Annotated in this window: 21 protein-coding genes and 1 pseudogene; 1 reads left to right on the forward strand and 21 read right to left on the reverse strand. The window is 27.5% G+C overall.

The features are described 5' to 3' along the window. Positions 1 to 57: 57 nt before the first annotated feature. Both I4V51_RS08550 and I4V51_RS08555 read right to left on the reverse strand, forming a co-directional pair. Positions 58 to 759, reverse strand: coding sequence for a DUF6062 family protein (locus I4V51_RS08550; protein ID WP_195987986.1), 702 nt, complete (start codon positions 757 to 759; stop codon positions 58 to 60). Between the two features lie 148 nt (positions 760 to 907). After that, the gene (locus I4V51_RS08555) at positions 908 to 1216 is read right to left on the reverse strand and encodes a GNAT family N-acetyltransferase (protein ID WP_195987988.1); all 309 of its coding nucleotides are present in this window, start codon (positions 1214 to 1216) and stop codon (positions 908 to 910) included. Between the two features lie 256 nt (positions 1217 to 1472). On the opposite strand from I4V51_RS08555, the gene I4V51_RS08560 reads away from it, so the two are divergent. Then, on the forward strand, positions 1473 to 1694 hold the full coding sequence (locus tag I4V51_RS08560; protein WP_195987990.1) for a DUF3888 domain-containing protein: 222 nt from the start codon (positions 1473 to 1475) through the stop codon (positions 1692 to 1694). A 375-nt stretch (positions 1695 to 2069) separates the two neighbouring features. On the opposite strand, the gene I4V51_RS08565 is transcribed toward I4V51_RS08560, so the two are convergent. From I4V51_RS08565 to I4V51_RS08655, 19 genes and pseudogenes are all read right to left on the reverse strand, one after another. After that, positions 2070 to 2840, reverse strand: a complete 771-nt coding sequence (locus tag I4V51_RS08565) for a nucleoside phosphorylase (RefSeq protein WP_347708651.1) — start codon at positions 2838 to 2840, stop codon at positions 2070 to 2072. Between the two features lie 136 nt (positions 2841 to 2976). After that, a complete protein-coding gene (locus I4V51_RS08570; protein ID WP_195987993.1) occupies positions 2977 to 3501 on the reverse strand; it encodes a GNAT family N-acetyltransferase in 525 nt (174 codons plus the stop codon). A gap of 184 nt (positions 3502 to 3685) precedes the next feature. Beyond that, positions 3686 to 3981, reverse strand: a pseudogene (locus I4V51_RS08575) (isochorismatase family protein); the annotation flags it as partial. 2 nt (positions 3982 to 3983) lie between these two features. Next, positions 3984 to 4535: a class I SAM-dependent methyltransferase gene (locus tag I4V51_RS08580; RefSeq protein WP_195987995.1), complete on the reverse strand. Its 552-nt coding sequence runs from the start codon at positions 4533 to 4535 to the stop codon at positions 3984 to 3986. A 61-nt stretch (positions 4536 to 4596) separates the two neighbouring features. Beyond that, positions 4597 to 5049 (reverse strand): GNAT family N-acetyltransferase, encoded by a 453-nt coding sequence (locus I4V51_RS08585; RefSeq protein WP_195987997.1) that lies wholly within the window; start codon positions 5047 to 5049, stop codon positions 4597 to 4599. A gap of 110 nt (positions 5050 to 5159) precedes the next feature. Then, positions 5160 to 5963 (reverse strand): class I SAM-dependent methyltransferase, encoded by an 804-nt coding sequence (locus I4V51_RS08590; RefSeq protein WP_195987999.1) that lies wholly within the window; start codon positions 5961 to 5963, stop codon positions 5160 to 5162. 81 nt (positions 5964 to 6044) lie between these two features. Continuing rightward, the gene (locus tag I4V51_RS08595; protein WP_195988001.1) at positions 6045 to 6569 is read right to left on the reverse strand and encodes a GNAT family N-acetyltransferase; all 525 of its coding nucleotides are present in this window, start codon (positions 6567 to 6569) and stop codon (positions 6045 to 6047) included. Positions 6570 to 6727: 158 nt separating this feature from the next. Then, positions 6728 to 7651 (reverse strand): molybdopterin cofactor-binding domain-containing protein, encoded by a 924-nt coding sequence (locus I4V51_RS21495; protein WP_195988003.1) that lies wholly within the window; start codon positions 7649 to 7651, stop codon positions 6728 to 6730. Between the two features lie 12 nt (positions 7652 to 7663). Beyond that, complete coding sequence (locus tag I4V51_RS21500; RefSeq protein ID WP_195988005.1) at positions 7664 to 8905, reverse strand: molybdopterin cofactor-binding domain-containing protein; 1242 nt, start codon at positions 8903 to 8905, stop codon at positions 7664 to 7666. A gap of 25 nt (positions 8906 to 8930) precedes the next feature. Beyond that, positions 8931 to 9407, reverse strand: a complete 477-nt coding sequence (locus I4V51_RS08610; RefSeq protein ID WP_195988008.1) for a (2Fe-2S)-binding protein — start codon at positions 9405 to 9407, stop codon at positions 8931 to 8933. Continuing rightward, positions 9400 to 10248, reverse strand: coding sequence for an FAD binding domain-containing protein (locus I4V51_RS08615; RefSeq protein WP_195988011.1), 849 nt, complete (start codon positions 10246 to 10248; stop codon positions 9400 to 9402). The genes I4V51_RS08610 and I4V51_RS08615 overlap by 8 nt, the downstream gene beginning before the upstream one ends. A gap of 51 nt (positions 10249 to 10299) precedes the next feature. Continuing rightward, complete coding sequence (gene guaD, locus I4V51_RS08620; RefSeq protein ID WP_195988013.1) at positions 10300 to 11580, reverse strand: guanine deaminase; 1281 nt, start codon at positions 11578 to 11580, stop codon at positions 10300 to 10302. 29 nt (positions 11581 to 11609) lie between these two features. Beyond that, positions 11610 to 12086, reverse strand: a complete 477-nt coding sequence (xdhC, locus tag I4V51_RS08625) for a xanthine dehydrogenase subunit XdhC (RefSeq protein ID WP_195988014.1) — start codon at positions 12084 to 12086, stop codon at positions 11610 to 11612. A 1-nt stretch (position 12087) separates the two neighbouring features. After that, the gene (gene xdhB / locus I4V51_RS08630; RefSeq protein ID WP_195988015.1) at positions 12088 to 12960 is read right to left on the reverse strand and encodes a xanthine dehydrogenase subunit XdhB; all 873 of its coding nucleotides are present in this window, start codon (positions 12958 to 12960) and stop codon (positions 12088 to 12090) included. 13 nt (positions 12961 to 12973) lie between these two features. After that, positions 12974 to 15265 (reverse strand): xanthine dehydrogenase molybdenum-binding subunit XdhA, encoded by a 2292-nt coding sequence (gene xdhA / locus I4V51_RS08635; RefSeq protein ID WP_195988016.1) that lies wholly within the window; start codon positions 15263 to 15265, stop codon positions 12974 to 12976. 115 nt (positions 15266 to 15380) lie between these two features. Beyond that, positions 15381 to 15881, reverse strand: a complete 501-nt coding sequence (locus I4V51_RS08640) for a hypothetical protein (protein WP_195988017.1) — start codon at positions 15879 to 15881, stop codon at positions 15381 to 15383. Between the two features lie 188 nt (positions 15882 to 16069). Beyond that, the gene (locus I4V51_RS08645) at positions 16070 to 16900 is read right to left on the reverse strand and encodes a deoxyribonuclease IV (RefSeq protein ID WP_195988018.1); all 831 of its coding nucleotides are present in this window, start codon (positions 16898 to 16900) and stop codon (positions 16070 to 16072) included. Positions 16901 to 17111: 211 nt separating this feature from the next. Continuing rightward, positions 17112 to 17402 carry a hypothetical protein gene (locus I4V51_RS08650; protein ID WP_195988019.1) on the reverse strand — a complete coding sequence of 97 codons (291 nt, stop codon included), beginning with the start codon at positions 17400 to 17402 and terminating at the stop codon, positions 17112 to 17114. A gap of 5 nt (positions 17403 to 17407) precedes the next feature. Next, positions 17408 to 17560 (reverse strand): hypothetical protein, encoded by a 153-nt coding sequence (locus tag I4V51_RS08655; protein WP_195988020.1) that lies wholly within the window; start codon positions 17558 to 17560, stop codon positions 17408 to 17410. Positions 17561 to 18175 lie beyond the last annotated feature (615 nt).

Genomic DNA, 18175 nt, shown 5'->3' on the forward strand with positions numbered 1-18175 from the left:
CCATTTTTAAAAATATTTTTTACTCTATACGATGCTTTAGTTTCTATTCAATCATTTTTAAATATTGTCTCTCTTTAATATTTCTCTTGCTCTATATAAAGAATCTTTAGAATTATACCAGGGTTCATTTTGATATCTATAGTCAAATTTATTAATGAACCATTCTAAATCATTTTCTAACTCTTTACAATATTTAAGTTGAACTGCAGTTATTTCGTCTTTAAATATTTCAAAATCATTTTTATTGAATTTATCTTTAGCACCATTAAGAAGTAACTTATTATGCTTAAAACAAAAACATTGTTGTGATCTAAAATTCTCTCTAAAAGAGTTTGTATTCTTCCATAAATCTAAAGTAATATCAATATCCATATTCATAGCTTTAAGATTTACCTTCTCACACACAAAGCACTTTTTGTCATTTGATTTTTTCATAAACAGTTTTGTTTTTTTATTTTCAATTTGTCCGCTTTCCATTTTTCTTATTTCTAATGTAATAAGCTTTTTAAGCATTATAGCCATTCCTAACTTATCTTGCATATCTTCGATTTTACTCATATGATAATCACAAAATGTATACTCGTTCCCAAACTTAGGGAAGAATTCTAAATCCATAACTAAATCTGTAGATATAGCATTTAGTACTTGGTTTTCAAAATCCTCTATACATCTACATAAAGCACACTTTTCTTTCTTTTCAAAGCTCTCATAAATTCTAATATGTTCAATATTTAGTTTCTCTAATTCCCCATTTACCATATACTTCTCCATTTCTTTAATTTTATAGCCACTTTGATTTTAAAATTAAATTTCCAGCATTTTTGTAATTAAACTTTTCATAAAAATGATTATGCATTTTATCATTAACAGCTTGTAATTGTATCATTGATGCTCCTAGCACCTTAACTTACCTCTCAAGTTCCATCATAAATTCAGTACCAATTCCCTTATTCTGATATTTATGATTAACAACAATTTCAATTAAATCATACGCTTTTATATCATCATATTGTTCAAAATATCCAATAACAAATCCTAAAATATTATCATCTTCTTCTAATATTAAACAATATGAATCTTCTCTACTCCATACTTGATGAATACGCTTATAAGTTGTTTCCGTTGTCCACATACTACCTTCTTGATTATTATAATAATCAATGTATATAGGAATAACCTTTTCAATATCAGTTTCTTTCATAATACTATATCTCATAATTCCCTCCTACCTATGTTAAATCTAATTATAATAAATTTATTTATGCAACTTAAAATCTTTCTAGTTAATATGCTAATATAAGTATTACTTGTTTTATTATACCATATATTGTTTTACCAAACTTAATATTCATTCTGTACACTATAAATATAGTAAAAACGTATTTTTTTAGTTCTACATAATAATACCTCTTTATATGAATCAATGAAAAAAGTTAGTAAATACTAATAAAAAGTATTTATGAGATGATTATTTGAATAAGAAAAATATACAAAGACCCGAAGGAGATAGTACATTTAATTTTATTGTAAAAATTCAAGTAACTCCATTTGTTGGTGCACATAAAACTATTGGAATTGATAATATCACTATAGAGATAAGTGCTTTAACTGAAACGAAAGTTTTAAACTTTGAACATTTAAAAAGTTACGATATTATTTCTAGTTCAATAAAAGCTTATAATATATTACCCTAAGCATAGGATAATATATAAAACAAGGTAAGATATAGTCTATATTTAACTAGACTATATCTTACCTTATTTCATTCTTTAATTTAATAATACATTTTCACTATATTCCCTTTAACTTTAATTTCATTTTGAAGAATACCACTATTATTACTCTAATAATAATTGTAATTTGCACTTCTATTTCACTGCCAGTGGATAAGTAAATAAGCCTTTTAGAAAGAACTTCCTTCATCTTATTAAATGCTTTTTCTCCAGTACAAGGACATGTGTAATAGTACGTAGAATTATAATTTAATCTTTCCGCAATTTTATATATTAAAGCATTATTTTCTATTCTTTTTGATATTGGATTATATAAAAAATTATTTGTATGTTAAACTATTCTATATTGATTAAAGTATCCAAGCAAAGTTTTAATGCATATTGAAATGAATCTCCTCCCCAATTTCTTGCATCATATTTCTCAATATCAGCTAGACTGTCAGCTGTAAACAAAATTTCTCCCCATATTACTCCTCTCATTTGCGCACAAGCAGCTAATGCAGAACATTCCATTTCAACAACTGAGCAACCTTCTTCTTTTCTATATAATACCTTTTCTTTTGTTTCTCGATAAAATCCATCCGTAGACCAGGATATAACCTCAGTATATTTTAGCGAATGCTCTTTTAATGTTTTTTCAATTGCTCTTAATGCAGATTTATTAATATCAACATAGCGTGATGGTATCATATAGTGATAAGATGTACCTTCATCTCTTAGAGCTTTTTTAGGAATAAGGAAAGTATTTTCCGGAAAATTCTCTAATGCTCCACAAGAGCCAGCCGAAATAATTTCTTTAACACCATAACCTATTAACCAATCCAATAATTGTGTTGCTGGTGCTGAACCTACTGGAGCTTGACACAAACAAATATTTTCTCCTCTATAGTTAGTTACATATATAGGATATATTTTTGTTGCTGAAATAAAATTAGATACTTGTACACATTTATTATTTTTTGCATATTTATCTATATGTTCACCTAAAAAAGCAAAAACAGCTTTTCGTGGTAAATGTAAATCAAGCTTTTCATGATTTGGCATAATAACAGATTGATAATCCGTATCAAATTCTAAAATTGGAATTTCATTTTTTATAATACTCACATTTATTCCTCCCTTTCATTTCTGGTTTATACAATAATTATATTTTAAAATTTGTAAACTTACTTAAAACAAAGCCATGCTTCTCATAAAATCTAATCAATTTACTTACCTCTTGAATATCTTTTACAATATAACCCTAATCTAAAGTTACCCAATACCTTTGTGTAATTCGATTTCCATCTAGAACTTCATTTTCTAATATACCACCATTTCTAACAATAGTCTTTGCAGATGCAACATTATCTTTATTACAAGTGATTAATACTTTCTTTATATTAATTTTTAAACATTCTATTAAAGCTAATGATAACATTTCAGTTGCATATCCCTGTTGTCTCTCTGACTTTCTAATACTGTATCCTATATGACCACCAAAATTTAATAAATACTCATTTAAGCTATGTCTAATATCGATCATTCCAATTAAGCGATTATCTTCAGTTGAAATAGCCATATATGTTGTTGCTGGAACTAATCCCTCTCTTACAGTTTCTTCTTTTAAATTATCACAAAAGTTACTATACCACTCTTCAAAAGTTTCAGTATTTTTCAACCCTGCAGTACCATCCATACTATCCCCATTTTCAATAAATTCTCTTTTATAATTCATAATCATTTCTTTATGCTCCGGTATTGGTAAAACTAATTTTAATCTATTCATTATCTTTTCACCTCGACAAATATCTATAATATTCTCAAATTTTCTGTTTATTAATAATTATATCCTAAAATTTACAAAATAAAAAGGAAACCCTTTAGATCTCCGAAAACTTAGTTATCATTATTTGATTGTATTTTATTTATTATAGCAATTGGATTTATTATAATACCAAATATAAACATATCTAATAGTCTTTACTACTTAACATATTAATTACTTTATCTATATCAGTACATTCAGCATATCTATCCTTCCATATAAATTGATTATAGTATTTGTAACTCTCTTCTCCACTAAAATACTCATTATTAATAGTTGAATTAGTCTGACTTGGTACTATCATATTAAATCCATGTTCAAAACCACATTTTATTGTAGCATCCATGCATTTATCAGTTTGAAGTCCAACAACAACTATACTTTTTTCATTTTTTCTTTTAAATATTCTAATAAACCAGTTCCTCTAAATGAACTATTTACATTTACTTCTTAATTGCTACATAAAAAACTTTATAAGTTCTATCCTCTATTGGAGCCATTTTAAAATTCTTATATCTTCCAACTATATGAAATCCTGAATTTAAAAGATACTTGTTCATATCTTCTACTGAGTATGCTCTTTGAATATGAGTCTCTATACCTTCCTTACCAAAATCAAAAATTGTTGTACCTATTTGGTTTTTTCTATCATATTCTAAAACTTGTTTAAATTTTATACCATCAAACTCTCTGGTAATCATATCAAATTCTTTGTTTAATTTAAAATTTTTCATATCAGATACAAAAAATTCAATTCCTTTTGTAATTTCTTTTGCTATATCAATCATATCTTTTGAAATATCAATTCCACTAACATCAAAATTCATATTTTTTAATTCATTTACAAGTATACCAGTACCACAACCAACATCTAATATGGAGCTTATATCTAAACTCAATTTATCAATTACATTAATAACTAAGTCTACATATCTAACACTATCTTTACCCCAATCTTTTTTATAAAATTTAGATAATCTCTCATAGGCTTTCACTTTAAATTCCCCCTTACCTTTTATAACTTAATAAGCTTTTTTATAAAAAGTTTTCTTTAAATTAAACTACTAACTTCATTACCAACTCGTCCTCATCACTTTCTCCTGTAGCTTTAAAACCTATCTTTTCATAAATATGAATTGCAATTGAATTATCTATATTGAATGTTAATATAACATTATTTGATAAGTCAAATGGTTTTGATTTTATATAATCTATACATAATTCTATTGCTATACTTCCGTATCCTTTGCCCTGGTATTGTTCATCAATCATCATATGCCAAATATTATATGTTTCTTCATCGTAATCATAAATAACCATAACATATCCAACAATTTCATTATTGCTGTAAATTCCAAATGGAGTACATTGATTATAATACACATATGCTTGTGCTAAACTACGGATAGGATGTGATACAAACTTATCTTGTCCTTCTCCAAGTTTTAAATTGAAACATTCAATAAAATTACTTTCATCAATCTTCTTTAATTTTAATTCCTTACTCATAAACTCTCCCTTAATGCATTACATATAACTTATTTTATAGTTAGCTAATGTTAAAACAATATCCCCATACTTAAAATATATTCTTCTCCCAATTCATTTTAATATATAACCTACTTCTTAACTACAATATGCATATGTTCCGTAGAATCTCTATACTGTGGTAACTCACAAGTTTCTGATGCAACCTTTACAAAATTATCATATACTTTCTTATTTTCTTTTGCTAATTGATTTATTCTTAGCTCAATACCTGCTAAGAAACCTTCAACTCCTGCATAAGAAATAACTTCAAACCCTGCACCTTTAACCTCTTCTAAAGCTGATGGTGGTGTAGACATATATAAGTTAGTAAAGCTTGTCTCCGTAGTAAAGCTTTGAGTTCCTAGATAATTATAAACATGTTTAATATCATTAAATTCTTCACTAAATTCAGTAACTCCAGCCTTTAAAACTCCCCATGAATTAATATAAGCAATTATTGCAACACCATCTTTTTTTAGTATTCTATATGTTTCTTTTAATACCCTAGCTCTGTCTTCAGATTCTAATAAATGATACATTGGTCCCATTAAAAGTATTGCATCATAAGATTCACTTTCTAATAAATGTAGATTTAATGCATTTTCACAAATTAGAGCATCTGCCTTAAGACCTAAATCTTTTATCTTATCTTCTGCTAATTTTAACTCATTATCAGATAGTTCAAATAAAGTAACATTATACCCCTTCTTTAATAATTCTATAGAGTATCTCCCAGGTCCAGCACCTATATCACAAACTCTTCCCGCTTTAGGAAAATACTTGTCTATTAAATACATATTGCTTTTAAATTCTATAGCTGAATAAGGATTGATAAGTCTATCCCATTCCCCTATAAAGTTTTCATTATAATATTCTTTGACTTCATTTTTCATAAATTCTTCCCCCATTTAAATTGATATTTCTAAAGCATATCTATACCATTTAACACTTATTGCTTTATTTTAATTAAATTCTTATTTGCTTATTCTATATTTATATAAAAATCCAACTGCATTATCAACATATTCTTGAGTTATATAATCAAATGGCTTTTCCTCAACTGTCAAAAAACCGCACCTTTTATGAGTTTTTTGCGATGCTATATTAGTTATTGAAGTATAACTATAAATATCAAAATCACCATTTTCTTTTAATCCCTCTATAATACTATTAATCATTTTTTCTGCATATCCTTTTCTTCTATATTCCGGATGTGTTTCAAGTGCTTCTATAAAATAAACCTTACTATCTATACAATGAAACCTTAGTGAACTTATCCATACGTTATTTTCCTCCCAAACATAACAAAAGGTATTTTTACTTTTTAGAAAATCATCACGTAACCATTTAGTATATGATTCTTCAACCATCTTCAAGCCTTGTTCATCATTTTGTATCTCCGGAAAAAAGCAAGAAATATTTTTCTTATTACTTTCTTGATAGATAGACATCAATAATATTGCTTCTTTATCTGATAATTCTTTAACTTCAATTAGCATAAAATCCCCATCCTTAATAAAATTTTATATTTTCTATATTATACCATATACAAATTAATCATCTCCTTAAAATACAAAATATGGATTGTATCTTTATACTTTTATATAAAGATACAATCCATATTAAAACAAATTTATATTCAAATTATAAATCCTTACTATTTTAAAGCTGCTAATACTTTTTCACAAGTTACAGGCAATTCATAAAACCTAATACCAATAGCATCATATATAGCATTTAAAATAGCTGGAGCAGTTGGTAACATTACTGGTTCACCTAATCCTTTTGCTCCAAAAGGTCCCGTAGTCTCTTTTTCTTCAACAAAATATGATTTCACATCTGGCATATCCATAGATGTTGGAATTATATAATTAGAAAAGTTAGTGTTTTTAATTTTTCCTTTATCTAAATTAACTTCTTCCATAAGAGCATATCCAATTCCCATAGAACATCCACCTTCTACTTGACCTTCGGCTAAAGTAGGATTAATAATTTTACCTGCATCATTAACAGCTATAATTTCTAACACATCTATTTTACCAGTTTCAGTATCTACTATAACAGTAGCTCTTTGTGCTCCAAAGGTATATGGCCAATAAGGATTCCCTTGACCATTTTCAGTATGAATAGTTGAGGTAGTTGCTTTAAAATATCCATCTTCTGATATTGAAATATTACTTTTAATCATATCTTCAAGTATTCCTTTTATTCTTTCAGAAGAGGTAATTATTTCTGTTTCATTATTTACTTTATTTATATTATTTCTTAATTTAGTACAAGCATTTAAAACAGCATTACCTGTATTATAAGTTTGTCTACTAGCTGCTGCAGTACCTGAATCTAGCATATCTTTTGTATTTGTATTAATTATATTAATTAAGGCTTTATCTATATTCAAAGTCTTAGATGCTATTTGCCACATTATACTTTTCCCACCAGATCCTACATCAGACACTTCAACATAAATATAAATGGTACCATTATCTTCTATTTTAGCAGTTGCTCTTGATTCATCAGGAAATCCATTACCATAACCAGTACCATAAAAAGTTGAGGCATATCCAATACCTTTCTTTTTCATTTCAATTCCTCCTTATAAATCAATCTTATCAATAGAAGCTAATTTCTCTATACATTTTTTCATCCCTATACTTTCTTCTAATTTTTGTCCTGTTGCAGTATAACTTCCACATTTAAAAGCATTTATATTTCTAAATTTAAGTGGATGGATATTAAGCTTTTTTGCTAAAATATCCATTTGAGTTTCGTGGGCTACTGGCACTTGTGCAGCACCAAATCCCCTCATTGCACCGGAAAAAGGATTATTAGTATAAACAGCATAAGCTTTTATATCTACATTTGGAATTTCATATGGTCCTGTTGCATGCACTGCTGCTTTTCTTGCAACATTCATACCCCAAGATGCATAAGCACCTGTATCTGCATATATCCTAGCCTTTAACAAGGTTAATTTCCCATTACTATCAACACCGGTTTTATAATACATTTTCATTGGATGTCTCTTACTATGTGAAATAGTAGATTCTTCCCTAGAATAAATTACTTTAACAGGTCTTTTAGTAATGTAAGATGCAATAGCTGCATGACATTGTGGATTTATATCTTCTCTACCTCCAAATGCACCACCAATAGTCATATTAATAACATTAACTTTATCTTCTTTAATATTAAGACATCTTGCTATTTCTTCCCTATCATAATGTGGATATTGTGTTGCAACATATAAGTCTATTGTGTTATCACTTTTATAATTGGCAATAGCTACTTCAGGTTGCATAAAGGCATGTTCAGTCATTTGTGTAGAATATGTGTTAACAGTTATGAACTTAGATTTTTTAAATCCCTCTTCAATATTACCTTTTTTAATTTCTATGTCATATAAAATATTACTTTTTTCACCTAAAATAGGAGCATCACTTTTTAAAGCATCTTCTATTGTAAATATACCTTTATATTCTTCATATTCTATACTAACCTTTTCTAAGGCATTTTCTAAGCTCTTCTTATCCTTAGCTATAACTAATACTATACAATCACCAATTCTTTTTATTATATCCTTAACTAATATAGGTATATCCTTAAAAACTACTCCATGACTAATTTCACCCGGTATCCCTTTATAGTCAATAACATCAATTACACCATCTAACATTTTAATTTCTTGTGTATTTACAGATTTAACTCTTCCATATGCAATAGAACTTCTCTTAACTCCTGCATAAAGCATGTTTTCAAACTCTAAATCATCTGGAAATGTTGCTCTGCCTAATACTTTTTCATATGCATCTGGCCTTATTACACTTTTACCAACCAACCTTAAACCTCCAAAAGCATTAGATTTATTTATTTTTTATTTTTTCTTCTGCTAAAATAACAGCTTGAATTATCTTCTTATATCCTGTACATCTACACAAGTTCCCTGATAAAGAAGACTTAATTTCCTCTTCATTAGCAGTTGGATTTTTATCTAATAATGCTTTTGCACTTAGTATCATACCTGGTGTACAGTATCCACATTGAACTGCACCAACCTCCATAAATGCTTCTTGTATTGGATGTAGCTTATTATTATCTGATACACCTTCAATTGTTATTACATTTTTTCCATCTGCAGAAGAGGCTAACATTAAGCATGAATTTATGGTTTTACCGTCTACAATAACTGTACACGCACCACATTCACCCTCACCACAACCTTCTTTAGTTCCTTTTAACTTTAATTCTTCTCTTAAGAAATCAATTAATCTTAATGATGGATCAATATCTTTATTATAATTAACTCCATTTACATTAATAGAAACTTTAATACTAAACACCTTCTATCTTTAATGCATTATACACAGCATTTTTATATACACCTTTAACAGCTTCCTTTTTAAAATTCACAGTACTTCTTCCTTTTATGCTATTATAAACTGCTTCTTCTAAAAGATTTAAAACTTTATTATCAAATAGAACACTCTTATTTTCATTTATAACTAAATTTTTAATGCTTTCAACTTTAAATGGTACTTTTCCTGCAGCGCCTATAACTACATTTATATCATTAATTATAGAATTATTCATTGATATACTAACAGCAACACTTATCCTAGCTATTGCTAATGAATTTCTCTTACCAAGCTTATAATATCCACTTATACTATTATCTTTAGGTATAATAAATTTTGTTATTATTTCATCATTTCTTAAATATTCAATATTATAGTTTTTAAAATACTCTGCTAATTTTATTACTCTAGTTTCATTAGCTGATTCCAAGACAATTTCACTATTTAAGGACATTAAACAAGGAATTGAATCTGCTGCTGATGCTCCATTTGCAATATTCCCACCTATAGTAGCAGCATTTCTTATTTGAGGAGATCCCATAGCTTTGCTACATTCATATAAAGAAGTAAAATTTCTTCTTATTATTTCACTTTCATATAACTCACTGAAAGTTACCATAGCTCCAATAGAAATAAAATCCTCTTCTTCTTTAATATTTTTTAATTCATCTATACTACCTATATCAATTAAACTATTAGGTGTTTTTTTATTTTTTCTAATATCAATAATTAAATCTGTTCCACCAGCCAAAATATTTGTATACTTCTCACTCTTTAACAACTTTTTTGCTTCATCTAAAGTATTTGGTTTAAATATTTTAATCAAAGCCTCACCACTCTTTACTTTAATAAGTATTTAATATTTAAATTTACAATCTTATATATTAGGCTCCTTAATAACATTTCCACAAACATATCTTTCAACAATATTATTAGAACTACCTATATAAATAAACTTTTGTAATCTTTCTTCTAATGAAATATTATTTTCAATTAATAAATCACTATCATCTATAACTAAAGCATCAAAATCATATTCTTCTTCAAAACTACCAACTTTGCCAAAGAACTTGCCTCCACCCTTAGTTGCTAAATAAAATAATTCGGCTGTTGTAAGTTTTTCTTCAACCTTATTGCTATTAAGCCATCTCAAGTTAGATACCTGCGCAGAAGAAACTATTACTTCCGGTATTGATAATGTATGTCCACCTGATATATCTGAAGCTAATCCAACATTGACTTTTCTTTCAATTACTCTTCTAATTGGTGCTATTCCACTAGATAAATTTAAATTAGATGTTGGACAATGAGCTATAAATGTCCCCTTCTTTTTTAATAAATCTATTTCTGATTCATTAACTAATACGCAATGAGCCATTATACACTTATTATCTTTTAATAAATTTGACTTATTATATACTTCAGCATAATTCTTACATTCAGGATGCAGCCTTTTAACTAACTCTATTTCACCATAATTTTCGCAAAGGTGAGATTGTACTGGTATATCATATTTATTTGCTATTTCACCTAAACTTTTTAGAAGATCAAAGCTACAAGTTGGAACAAATCTTGGAGTTATTATTGGCTTTACTAATTTATACTTATCCTTATACTCATTTACTATTTCAAGAGTGTCTAAAATAGATGTATTAGTTTCTTCTTTTAATTCATCTGGACATTCCCTATCCATATTAACTTTTCCTATATACGCTCCTAATCCTGATTTATTAAATAAATCTAAAAGCAACTTTGTACTATCCTTATGAATTGTATTAAATATACAACATCTAGTTGTACCAACACTCCATATCTTATTTATTAACTTCTTATATACTTTTTCAGCATATTGCAAATCATAATATTTTTCTTCTTCAGGAAATGTATACTTATTTAACCAAGGAATTAACTCCTTATCTAATCCTAATCCCATATTAGGAAATTGTGGTGCATGTAAATGCAAATCAACAAATCCAGGAATAATTAATTTATCACCATAATCCTTAACATTTATATCTTTATAATTTAATGGTAACTCTTTATAAATTCCTTTAACTTTTTCATCTTCTATAATAATTATTCCTTTACTTACAACTTCATATTTTCCAAATTCTTTTGTATATATTATATTTCCCTTTACACCATAAACGTTTTTCAAATTTAAATCTCCCCTTAATAAATATTTAATTATTTTTTCTGCAAAGATTTTTTAGTAGCCTTAAATATTTTTTGATATCCTGTACATCTACATAAATGACCTGATATCTCTCTTTTAATTTCTTCATCTGTATATTCCCTACCACTATTAACTAATGATGTTGTTGTTAAAACAAGTCCTGGTGTACAAAAACCACATTGAATGGCACCTTCATCTACATAAGCTTGTTGAACCTTACTAAGCTTTCCATCTTTAGCTACACCTTCAATAGTTAATATTTTCTTTTTATCTGCCCATATAGCAAGATAAATACATGAATCTATAGGAACACCATCTATTAAAACAGTACACGCGCCACATTCACCAACGGAACATCCTCTTTTTACTCCAGTTAAAAATAACCTATTTCTTAATACATCAAGAAGAGACTCTCTAATATCTACTTCTAAATTGTATTCAATATCATTTACTATTAAATTAATTTTTTTCATAATAGATTGACTCATATCACTTTACCTCACTTTTTATATACTCATCATTTAAAGTTCTTTTGATTAAGGTACTTATCAGATGTAACCTATAATCTCTAGAACCTCTCCATGAATTTCTTGGATTAGAATCAAGCTTTGCTAATTCAGCAATTTTATTAATTGCTTCATTGCTTATACTTTTTCCTATAGCAAAGTTTTCGGCTGTTATACATCGTATAGGTGTTGGAGATGCTACCCCTAAAGAAATCCTTAAATCTTTAAATATACCCTTTTCTATCTCATATAAAACAGCTACACCTAACATTGATATATCAAGAGCTTTTCTATTAGAAAATTTTATATATTTTCCTTTTTTTCCTTTATAATCTTCTTCTTTTATTAATATTTCAGTCAAAATTTCATTTTCCTTAATTTTAACTTTACCTGGTCCCTCATAAAAATCTGTAATATTAACTATTCGCTCACCATTTAAACTTTTAATCTTAAGTAATGCATTAAGAGAAAATAAAGCTGGTGCACTATCAGCTGAAACTGCTCCATTACAGACATTTCCACCTATAGTTGCCATATTTCTTATTTGTGGACCTCCCATAGATACAGCTGCTTCACTTAATATCGGAATATAATTATTAATTATCTCATTTCTAAAGATATTTGAAAATGTTACAGCTGCACCTATAGAAATTGTATTATCTTCTAAAACCTTAATTTTTTTTAAAGAATTTATATTCTTTATACTTAAAAGTTCTGCATCATTCATTTTTCCATGATGTAATTTTATTAATACATCAGTTCCACCACATATTATCTTTAAGCCTTTATTAGCATCTAGATCTTTTAAAGCTTCGTTTAAAGATAAAGGCTCTTTTATTTCTTTTATATCAAACATAAATACTCCTCCTTTAAACTAGACCAACTTCTCTAAACTTTTCAAAAACACTTTGTGGATTCATAGGCAGCTTATTTAGCGCTACTCCAGTTGCATCTAATACAGCATTTCTTATAGCTGGAGCAGGAGAAATAGTTGGATTTTCTCCTAAAGATTTTTGTCCAAAGCTACCTGCTGGGTCTGCCTCTTCCACAAAATCTACACCAATCTTAGGAGTATCTAATATTGTTTGAATTTTATAATCTAATAAATTATTATTTAGTGGCTTACCTGTTTTTTTGTCAAATAACAATTGTTCTGATAATGCATAACCAAGCCCCATACTTACTCCGCCCTGAACTTGTCCTTCTGCAAGTTTATGGTTCATTATCTTCCCTGAATCATGAATATTATAGATTTCTAAAACTTCTATTTTCCCACTTTCAATGTCTACTTCAACTTCTGCAAATGTTACACCATATGCAACAGCATTAATTCTTACATTTTCAGAAGTATCACTTGTTATTGGTTTAGCATTTATTCTGTCATAATACGAATACATTGCTATTTCTGATAATGGACATAATATATCATTTAACTTTTTCTCTATTATATTTCCATCCTCAATGTCTAACTCTTTAATATTTAAACCAAATTTCTTACTTGCTATAAAAAGCACCTTTTCTTTTACTTCTTCTGCAGCCTTTTTAACCGCTGCTCCTGTAACGAAAGTTTGTCTAGAAGCATATGCCCCTGTATCAAATGGTGTAATATCTGTATCTTGGGTTGTAACTATATGAACATCTTTCATATCTATTCCTAAAACTTCAGCTACCATTTGAGAAAAGACGGTATCACTACCTTGACCTATTTCAGTCGCACCAACTTGCAATTGAACAGATCCATCTTGATTCATTACAATTCTTGCACCAGCCAACTCTAAAGCTACAGGATGTGTACCAGAAAAATAACTAAAACAAGCCATTCCTAAACCTCTTCTATTATTAGAGTTCTGATTCTTATATAGTTCTTTTTTTTCATCCCATTTAATAAGCTCTTTTCCTCTTTCAATGCATTTATCTAATTCAAATGATCTTACTTTAATTCCACTTAAAGGATCAGTATGTCCAAGTGATATAAAGTTATCCTTTCTAAACTTTATTGAATCTATATTTAATTTTTCTGCTATGTCTTCAATATGAGCTTCTAAAGCAAAGCATACTTGTGGAATTCCATAACCTCTCATTGCACCTGCCGTTGGTAAGTTTGTATATACTGTTTTAGGCTCAACTCTTATAGAATTAAAATTATATAAGGGTCTAAATTTACTTGCTGCACTCATTGCAATAGAATGTCCATGAGATGCATAGGCTCCATTATTAACAATATTATTCATATAAATACCAAGTAATTTTCCTTCCTTAGAAACTGCAGTTTTAATATTAAATTTCATAGCATGTCTAGTTCTTGTATCAACAAAAACCTCTTCTCTGCTTAGCGAAAACCTAACGGGTCTACCATTTACGGCTAATGTCATAGCTGCAGTTAATGGCTCAATTATTACATCTTGTTTATTACCAAAACCACCACCAACATAAGGTTTAATTACTCTAATTCGTCCCCATGGTATATCTAGTGCTTGACCTACAACTCTTCTAACTATATGAGGTATTTGAGTTGAAGTTACTATGACTATTCTGTCATCACTATCAATATAAGCATAGGCTGTTTGATTTTCAAGCTGACAATGTTGTACTATACTAGTTTCATATTCTCCTTCAAATATAAAGTCTGCATTCTTAAACTCATTATCAATATCGCCTATATCTATAACAGAAGAGGCAATTATATTATTTTTTCTATCTTCATGAATTTTAGGTGCATTTTCTTTAACTGATTCTTCTGGTTCAAACACAGCTGATAAAATTTCATAATCAACCTTTATTAATTTTAATGCTTTGTCCGCTATAATTTCATCCTTAGCTACTACTGCTGCAATAGCATCTCCAACTAATCTTGCCTTATCAGTCAATATTAATCTATCTTCTACATCTCTATGTCCCGGATCTAATGAATAGGGATGACCTGCCGTTGCAAATTTTACCCTTGGTAAATCTTTAGATGTGATTATTGCATATACTCCATCTAATTTAGATGCCTCTTCTACATTTATATTTTTAACATATGCATGTGCATAAGGACTTCTAAGTACTTTTCCAACAAGCATATCCCTTTCAGTAAAATCATCTGTATATTTAGCTTTTCCTGTTACTTTTGCAACAGCATCAACCCTATTTATATCGCTACCTAAAATTTTATTAGACATCGACTTCACCTCTCACCCTTCATTTTCACCCTTATACTTTCTATAAACTATATCAATATATATTAATTATAGTATATTTCGATAATTTGTTAAATACTACATAATAAGGTATATTTTATAAAAATGGTCTTCTTATAAATAGTCCTTCTGACTTAAACATATCCATAACAAACCTTAATTCTGTACAACCAAAGTCCATAACCTTTATACACCATGAACTTATTTCTATTCCAATCTTTAATTCATTAAAGATAATATCCATTCTCTTATCTGGAACAGATAAATTATAAATAACATCATCTATAAACCTATTTAAATCATTATTATAAGGCTCAAAAGATAAACTATCTCCTTCTTCATGTATTAATTTAAAAATATGACTATCATAAAGATATAATTTGCTCATTGATAAAACAAACTTATTTAAAACATTATAGCTATTATTTTTTAATATAATAGTTTCAAAATCCTTGTACTTGTTAATATCTGCAACATTTCTAGGCAATATATCAATTGTATACATATCTCTATATTGCTTTTGTTTATAACTATCACTTATTAACTTTTGAAATAATACTTCTATTGCTTTAGATTCTCTACCGTTATTTTCACTCATAAAAAAATCACCTCTAATATTTTTTAACCTATAATATATTTATATTATTAAAAGAATAAAATATATTTATAACATTATTTTACTCTCTTTTATTAATTTATATTTAGTTTTAATACTACGTATAAAAAAAAGCAGAAGTACTCCTTGTTTTATCTAAATGATATCAAAAAATACTTCCGCTTTTTCTACTATTTATATTGTTCTCTTAATAATTCTATTTCATTTTTATATCCATCTAATTCATTAGGTGTTTCTAAGAAAAATGGTAAATGTCTAAGCTTTGGATGGTTTATTATTCTGCTTATTCCTTCAAGTCCTAAGCTTCCTTCACCTATTTTTTCATGTCTATCTTTATGACTTTTAAAAGGATTCTTACTATCATTAAGATGTATAGCTTTTAATCTATCTAATCCAATTATTCTATCAAATTCGTCTAAAACATTATCTAAATCATTAACTATATCATATCCAGCATCATAAACATGACATGTATCTAAACATACACCTAAATGGTCCTTTAAATATACTCTTTCGATTATTTGTGCTATTTCTTCAAAGCTTCTACCTATTTCAGTACCTTTTCCAGCCATAGTTTCAAGTAAAACTGTTGTTGTTTGCTCTGGTTTTAATACTGTATTTAACATTTCTACAATAAAATCTATTCCTACATCAACACCTTGTTTTACATGACTTCCTGGATGGAAGTTATAAAGATTATTAGGTAAATATTCCATTCTAACTAAATCATCGGCCATCATTTGCGTTGCAAATTTTCTTGTATTTTCATCTGCTGAACATCCATTTAAAGTATATGGTGCATGAGCTAATATTTTAGCAAAACTATTTTCCTTCATAATTTCTAAAAGTCCAGCAACATCTTTTTCATCTATATCTTTAGCTTTTCCACCTCTAGGATTACGTGTAAAGAATTGAAAAGTGTTAGCTCCAATAGATAAAGCTTCTTTTCCCATATTTTTAAATCCCTTTGTAGTAGATAAGTGACATCCTATGTTTAACATTTATAGTCCTCCAGTATTCTGTATTTAAGTGAAATTCTAAATCTTCGACTTAGTAAATTGAACTTAACTGAAACTCCAAATTTTAATTTGTCTAGTTGAAGTTACACTATGTGTACACCTACGAATTTATATTAGTAGTGTGTTTCATTATAAATATACTACAATATTTTAATACTATCAATAGATAATAATTATTATTAAATAATATTTTTTAATAATTATACTCATCTATTTCATCATTTACTTCTTCATTTAATATTGTAACAATAAATTCTTCTATTGTATTATATCCATAATCATAAGCTAAACTTCTCAACATATATTTTTCATCTTCATCTATTTCTAATAATATTTCTATTTTGTATTGGCCATCTATTTTTTCTCTTATTCTTTTTTCCACTTTATTCTTATCTTTAATATCAGAGTAAAATCCATAAATTATAATAACACTATAAAAAATAATAAATACCCTATGTAATATACTACTATTTATAAAATCCATATTTTTTACTCCTCATAATTTTCAAGCCAAGGGTCATATATACAAACTTTCTTAATATATTCAGTTATACTTTTATTATCTTTTATAGCTTTATCCCTAAGTTTTCTTTCATTTTCTCTTGATAATTTCAATATTATAGTTTTAGTATTACTCCCCATTATTAACACCCCTTTAAATTAAATTCTAAATATCTTATTTAGTTAATTAAAGTTACAATATAATATATTATGTAGCCCTATAAATTATTACAAAAATAAAATGGACTATATAAAAAAATACTTTTTACATAATCCATGTTCACTCTTTATTACTTTGTAAGCTTAATTACTATTGGTTCTAATACCATATCTTCTATTGTGTAATCATCACTAAATTGTTCACAATCTAATTCTGAAATTCTAGGTGTTATAATTAACTCGCTTGCATCTTCATTTATTTTTTCAAAAACACTATTACTCCACCATTGTCTTCCATCTCCACTTATTCCAAATGGTTGCGAAGTATATATATTTCCTAAATCATCTTTTACATCAATATCTAAATTATATAATTTCCCATTTATCTTTTCAGTATCTCTTGTAATATAATTATAATTAATATTAAATGATATTGGTGATATTGAAATTTTTTCAACTGTAAATTCATATAAATTGTTTTCAATAGTTTCATTTACTTCTTTAATATAATTTTCAACGGTATTTACCTCTATATCAAAATTCCATTCTCCACTTATTACTTCCTTTATATCTCCATGTAATTCAACTTCTTTACCT

Origin of the sequence: Clostridium sp. D53t1_180928_C8, assembly GCF_015667795.1 — a bacterium.
In the GTDB taxonomy this organism is placed as follows: Bacteria; Bacillota; Clostridia; order Clostridiales; family Clostridiaceae; genus Clostridium.

Bases quoted from the DNA above. Each gene is read 5' to 3' on its own strand.
- I4V51_RS08550 (WP_195987986.1), bottom strand. From the start codon at position 759: ATGGTAAATGGGGAATTAGAGAAACTAAATATTGAACATATTAGAATT.
- I4V51_RS08555 (WP_195987988.1), bottom strand. From the start codon at position 1,216: ATGAGATATAGTATTATGAAAGAAACTGATATTGAAAAGGTTATTCCT.
- I4V51_RS08570 (WP_195987993.1), bottom strand. From the start codon at position 3,501: ATGAATAGATTAAAATTAGTTTTACCAATACCGGAGCATAAAGAAATG.
- I4V51_RS08585 (WP_195987997.1), bottom strand. From the start codon at position 5,049: ATGAGTAAGGAATTAAAATTAAAGAAGATTGATGAAAGTAATTTTATT.
- I4V51_RS08590 (WP_195987999.1), bottom strand. From the start codon at position 5,963: ATGAAAAATGAAGTCAAAGAATATTATAATGAAAACTTTATAGGGGAA.
- I4V51_RS08595 (WP_195988001.1), bottom strand. From the start codon at position 6,569: ATGCTAATTGAAGTTAAAGAATTATCAGATAAAGAAGCAATATTATTG.
- I4V51_RS21495 (WP_195988003.1), bottom strand. From the start codon at position 7,651: ATGAAAAAGAAAGGTATTGGATATGCCTCAACTTTTTATGGTACTGGT.
- xdhC (WP_195988014.1), bottom strand. From the start codon at position 12,086: ATGAGTCAATCTATTATGAAAAAAATTAATTTAATAGTAAATGATATT.
- xdhB (WP_195988015.1), bottom strand. From the start codon at position 12,960: ATGTTTGATATAAAAGAAATAAAAGAGCCTTTATCTTTAAACGAAGCT.
- xdhA (WP_195988016.1), bottom strand. From the start codon at position 15,265: ATGTCTAATAAAATTTTAGGTAGCGATATAAATAGGGTTGATGCTGTT.
- I4V51_RS08640 (WP_195988017.1), bottom strand. From the start codon at position 15,881: ATGAGTGAAAATAACGGTAGAGAATCTAAAGCAATAGAAGTATTATTT.
- I4V51_RS08645 (WP_195988018.1), bottom strand. From the start codon at position 16,900: ATGTTAAACATAGGATGTCACTTATCTACTACAAAGGGATTTAAAAAT.
- I4V51_RS08650 (WP_195988019.1), bottom strand. From the start codon at position 17,402: ATGGATTTTATAAATAGTAGTATATTACATAGGGTATTTATTATTTTT.
- I4V51_RS08655 (WP_195988020.1), bottom strand. From the start codon at position 17,560: ATGGGGAGTAATACTAAAACTATAATATTGAAATTATCAAGAGAAAAT.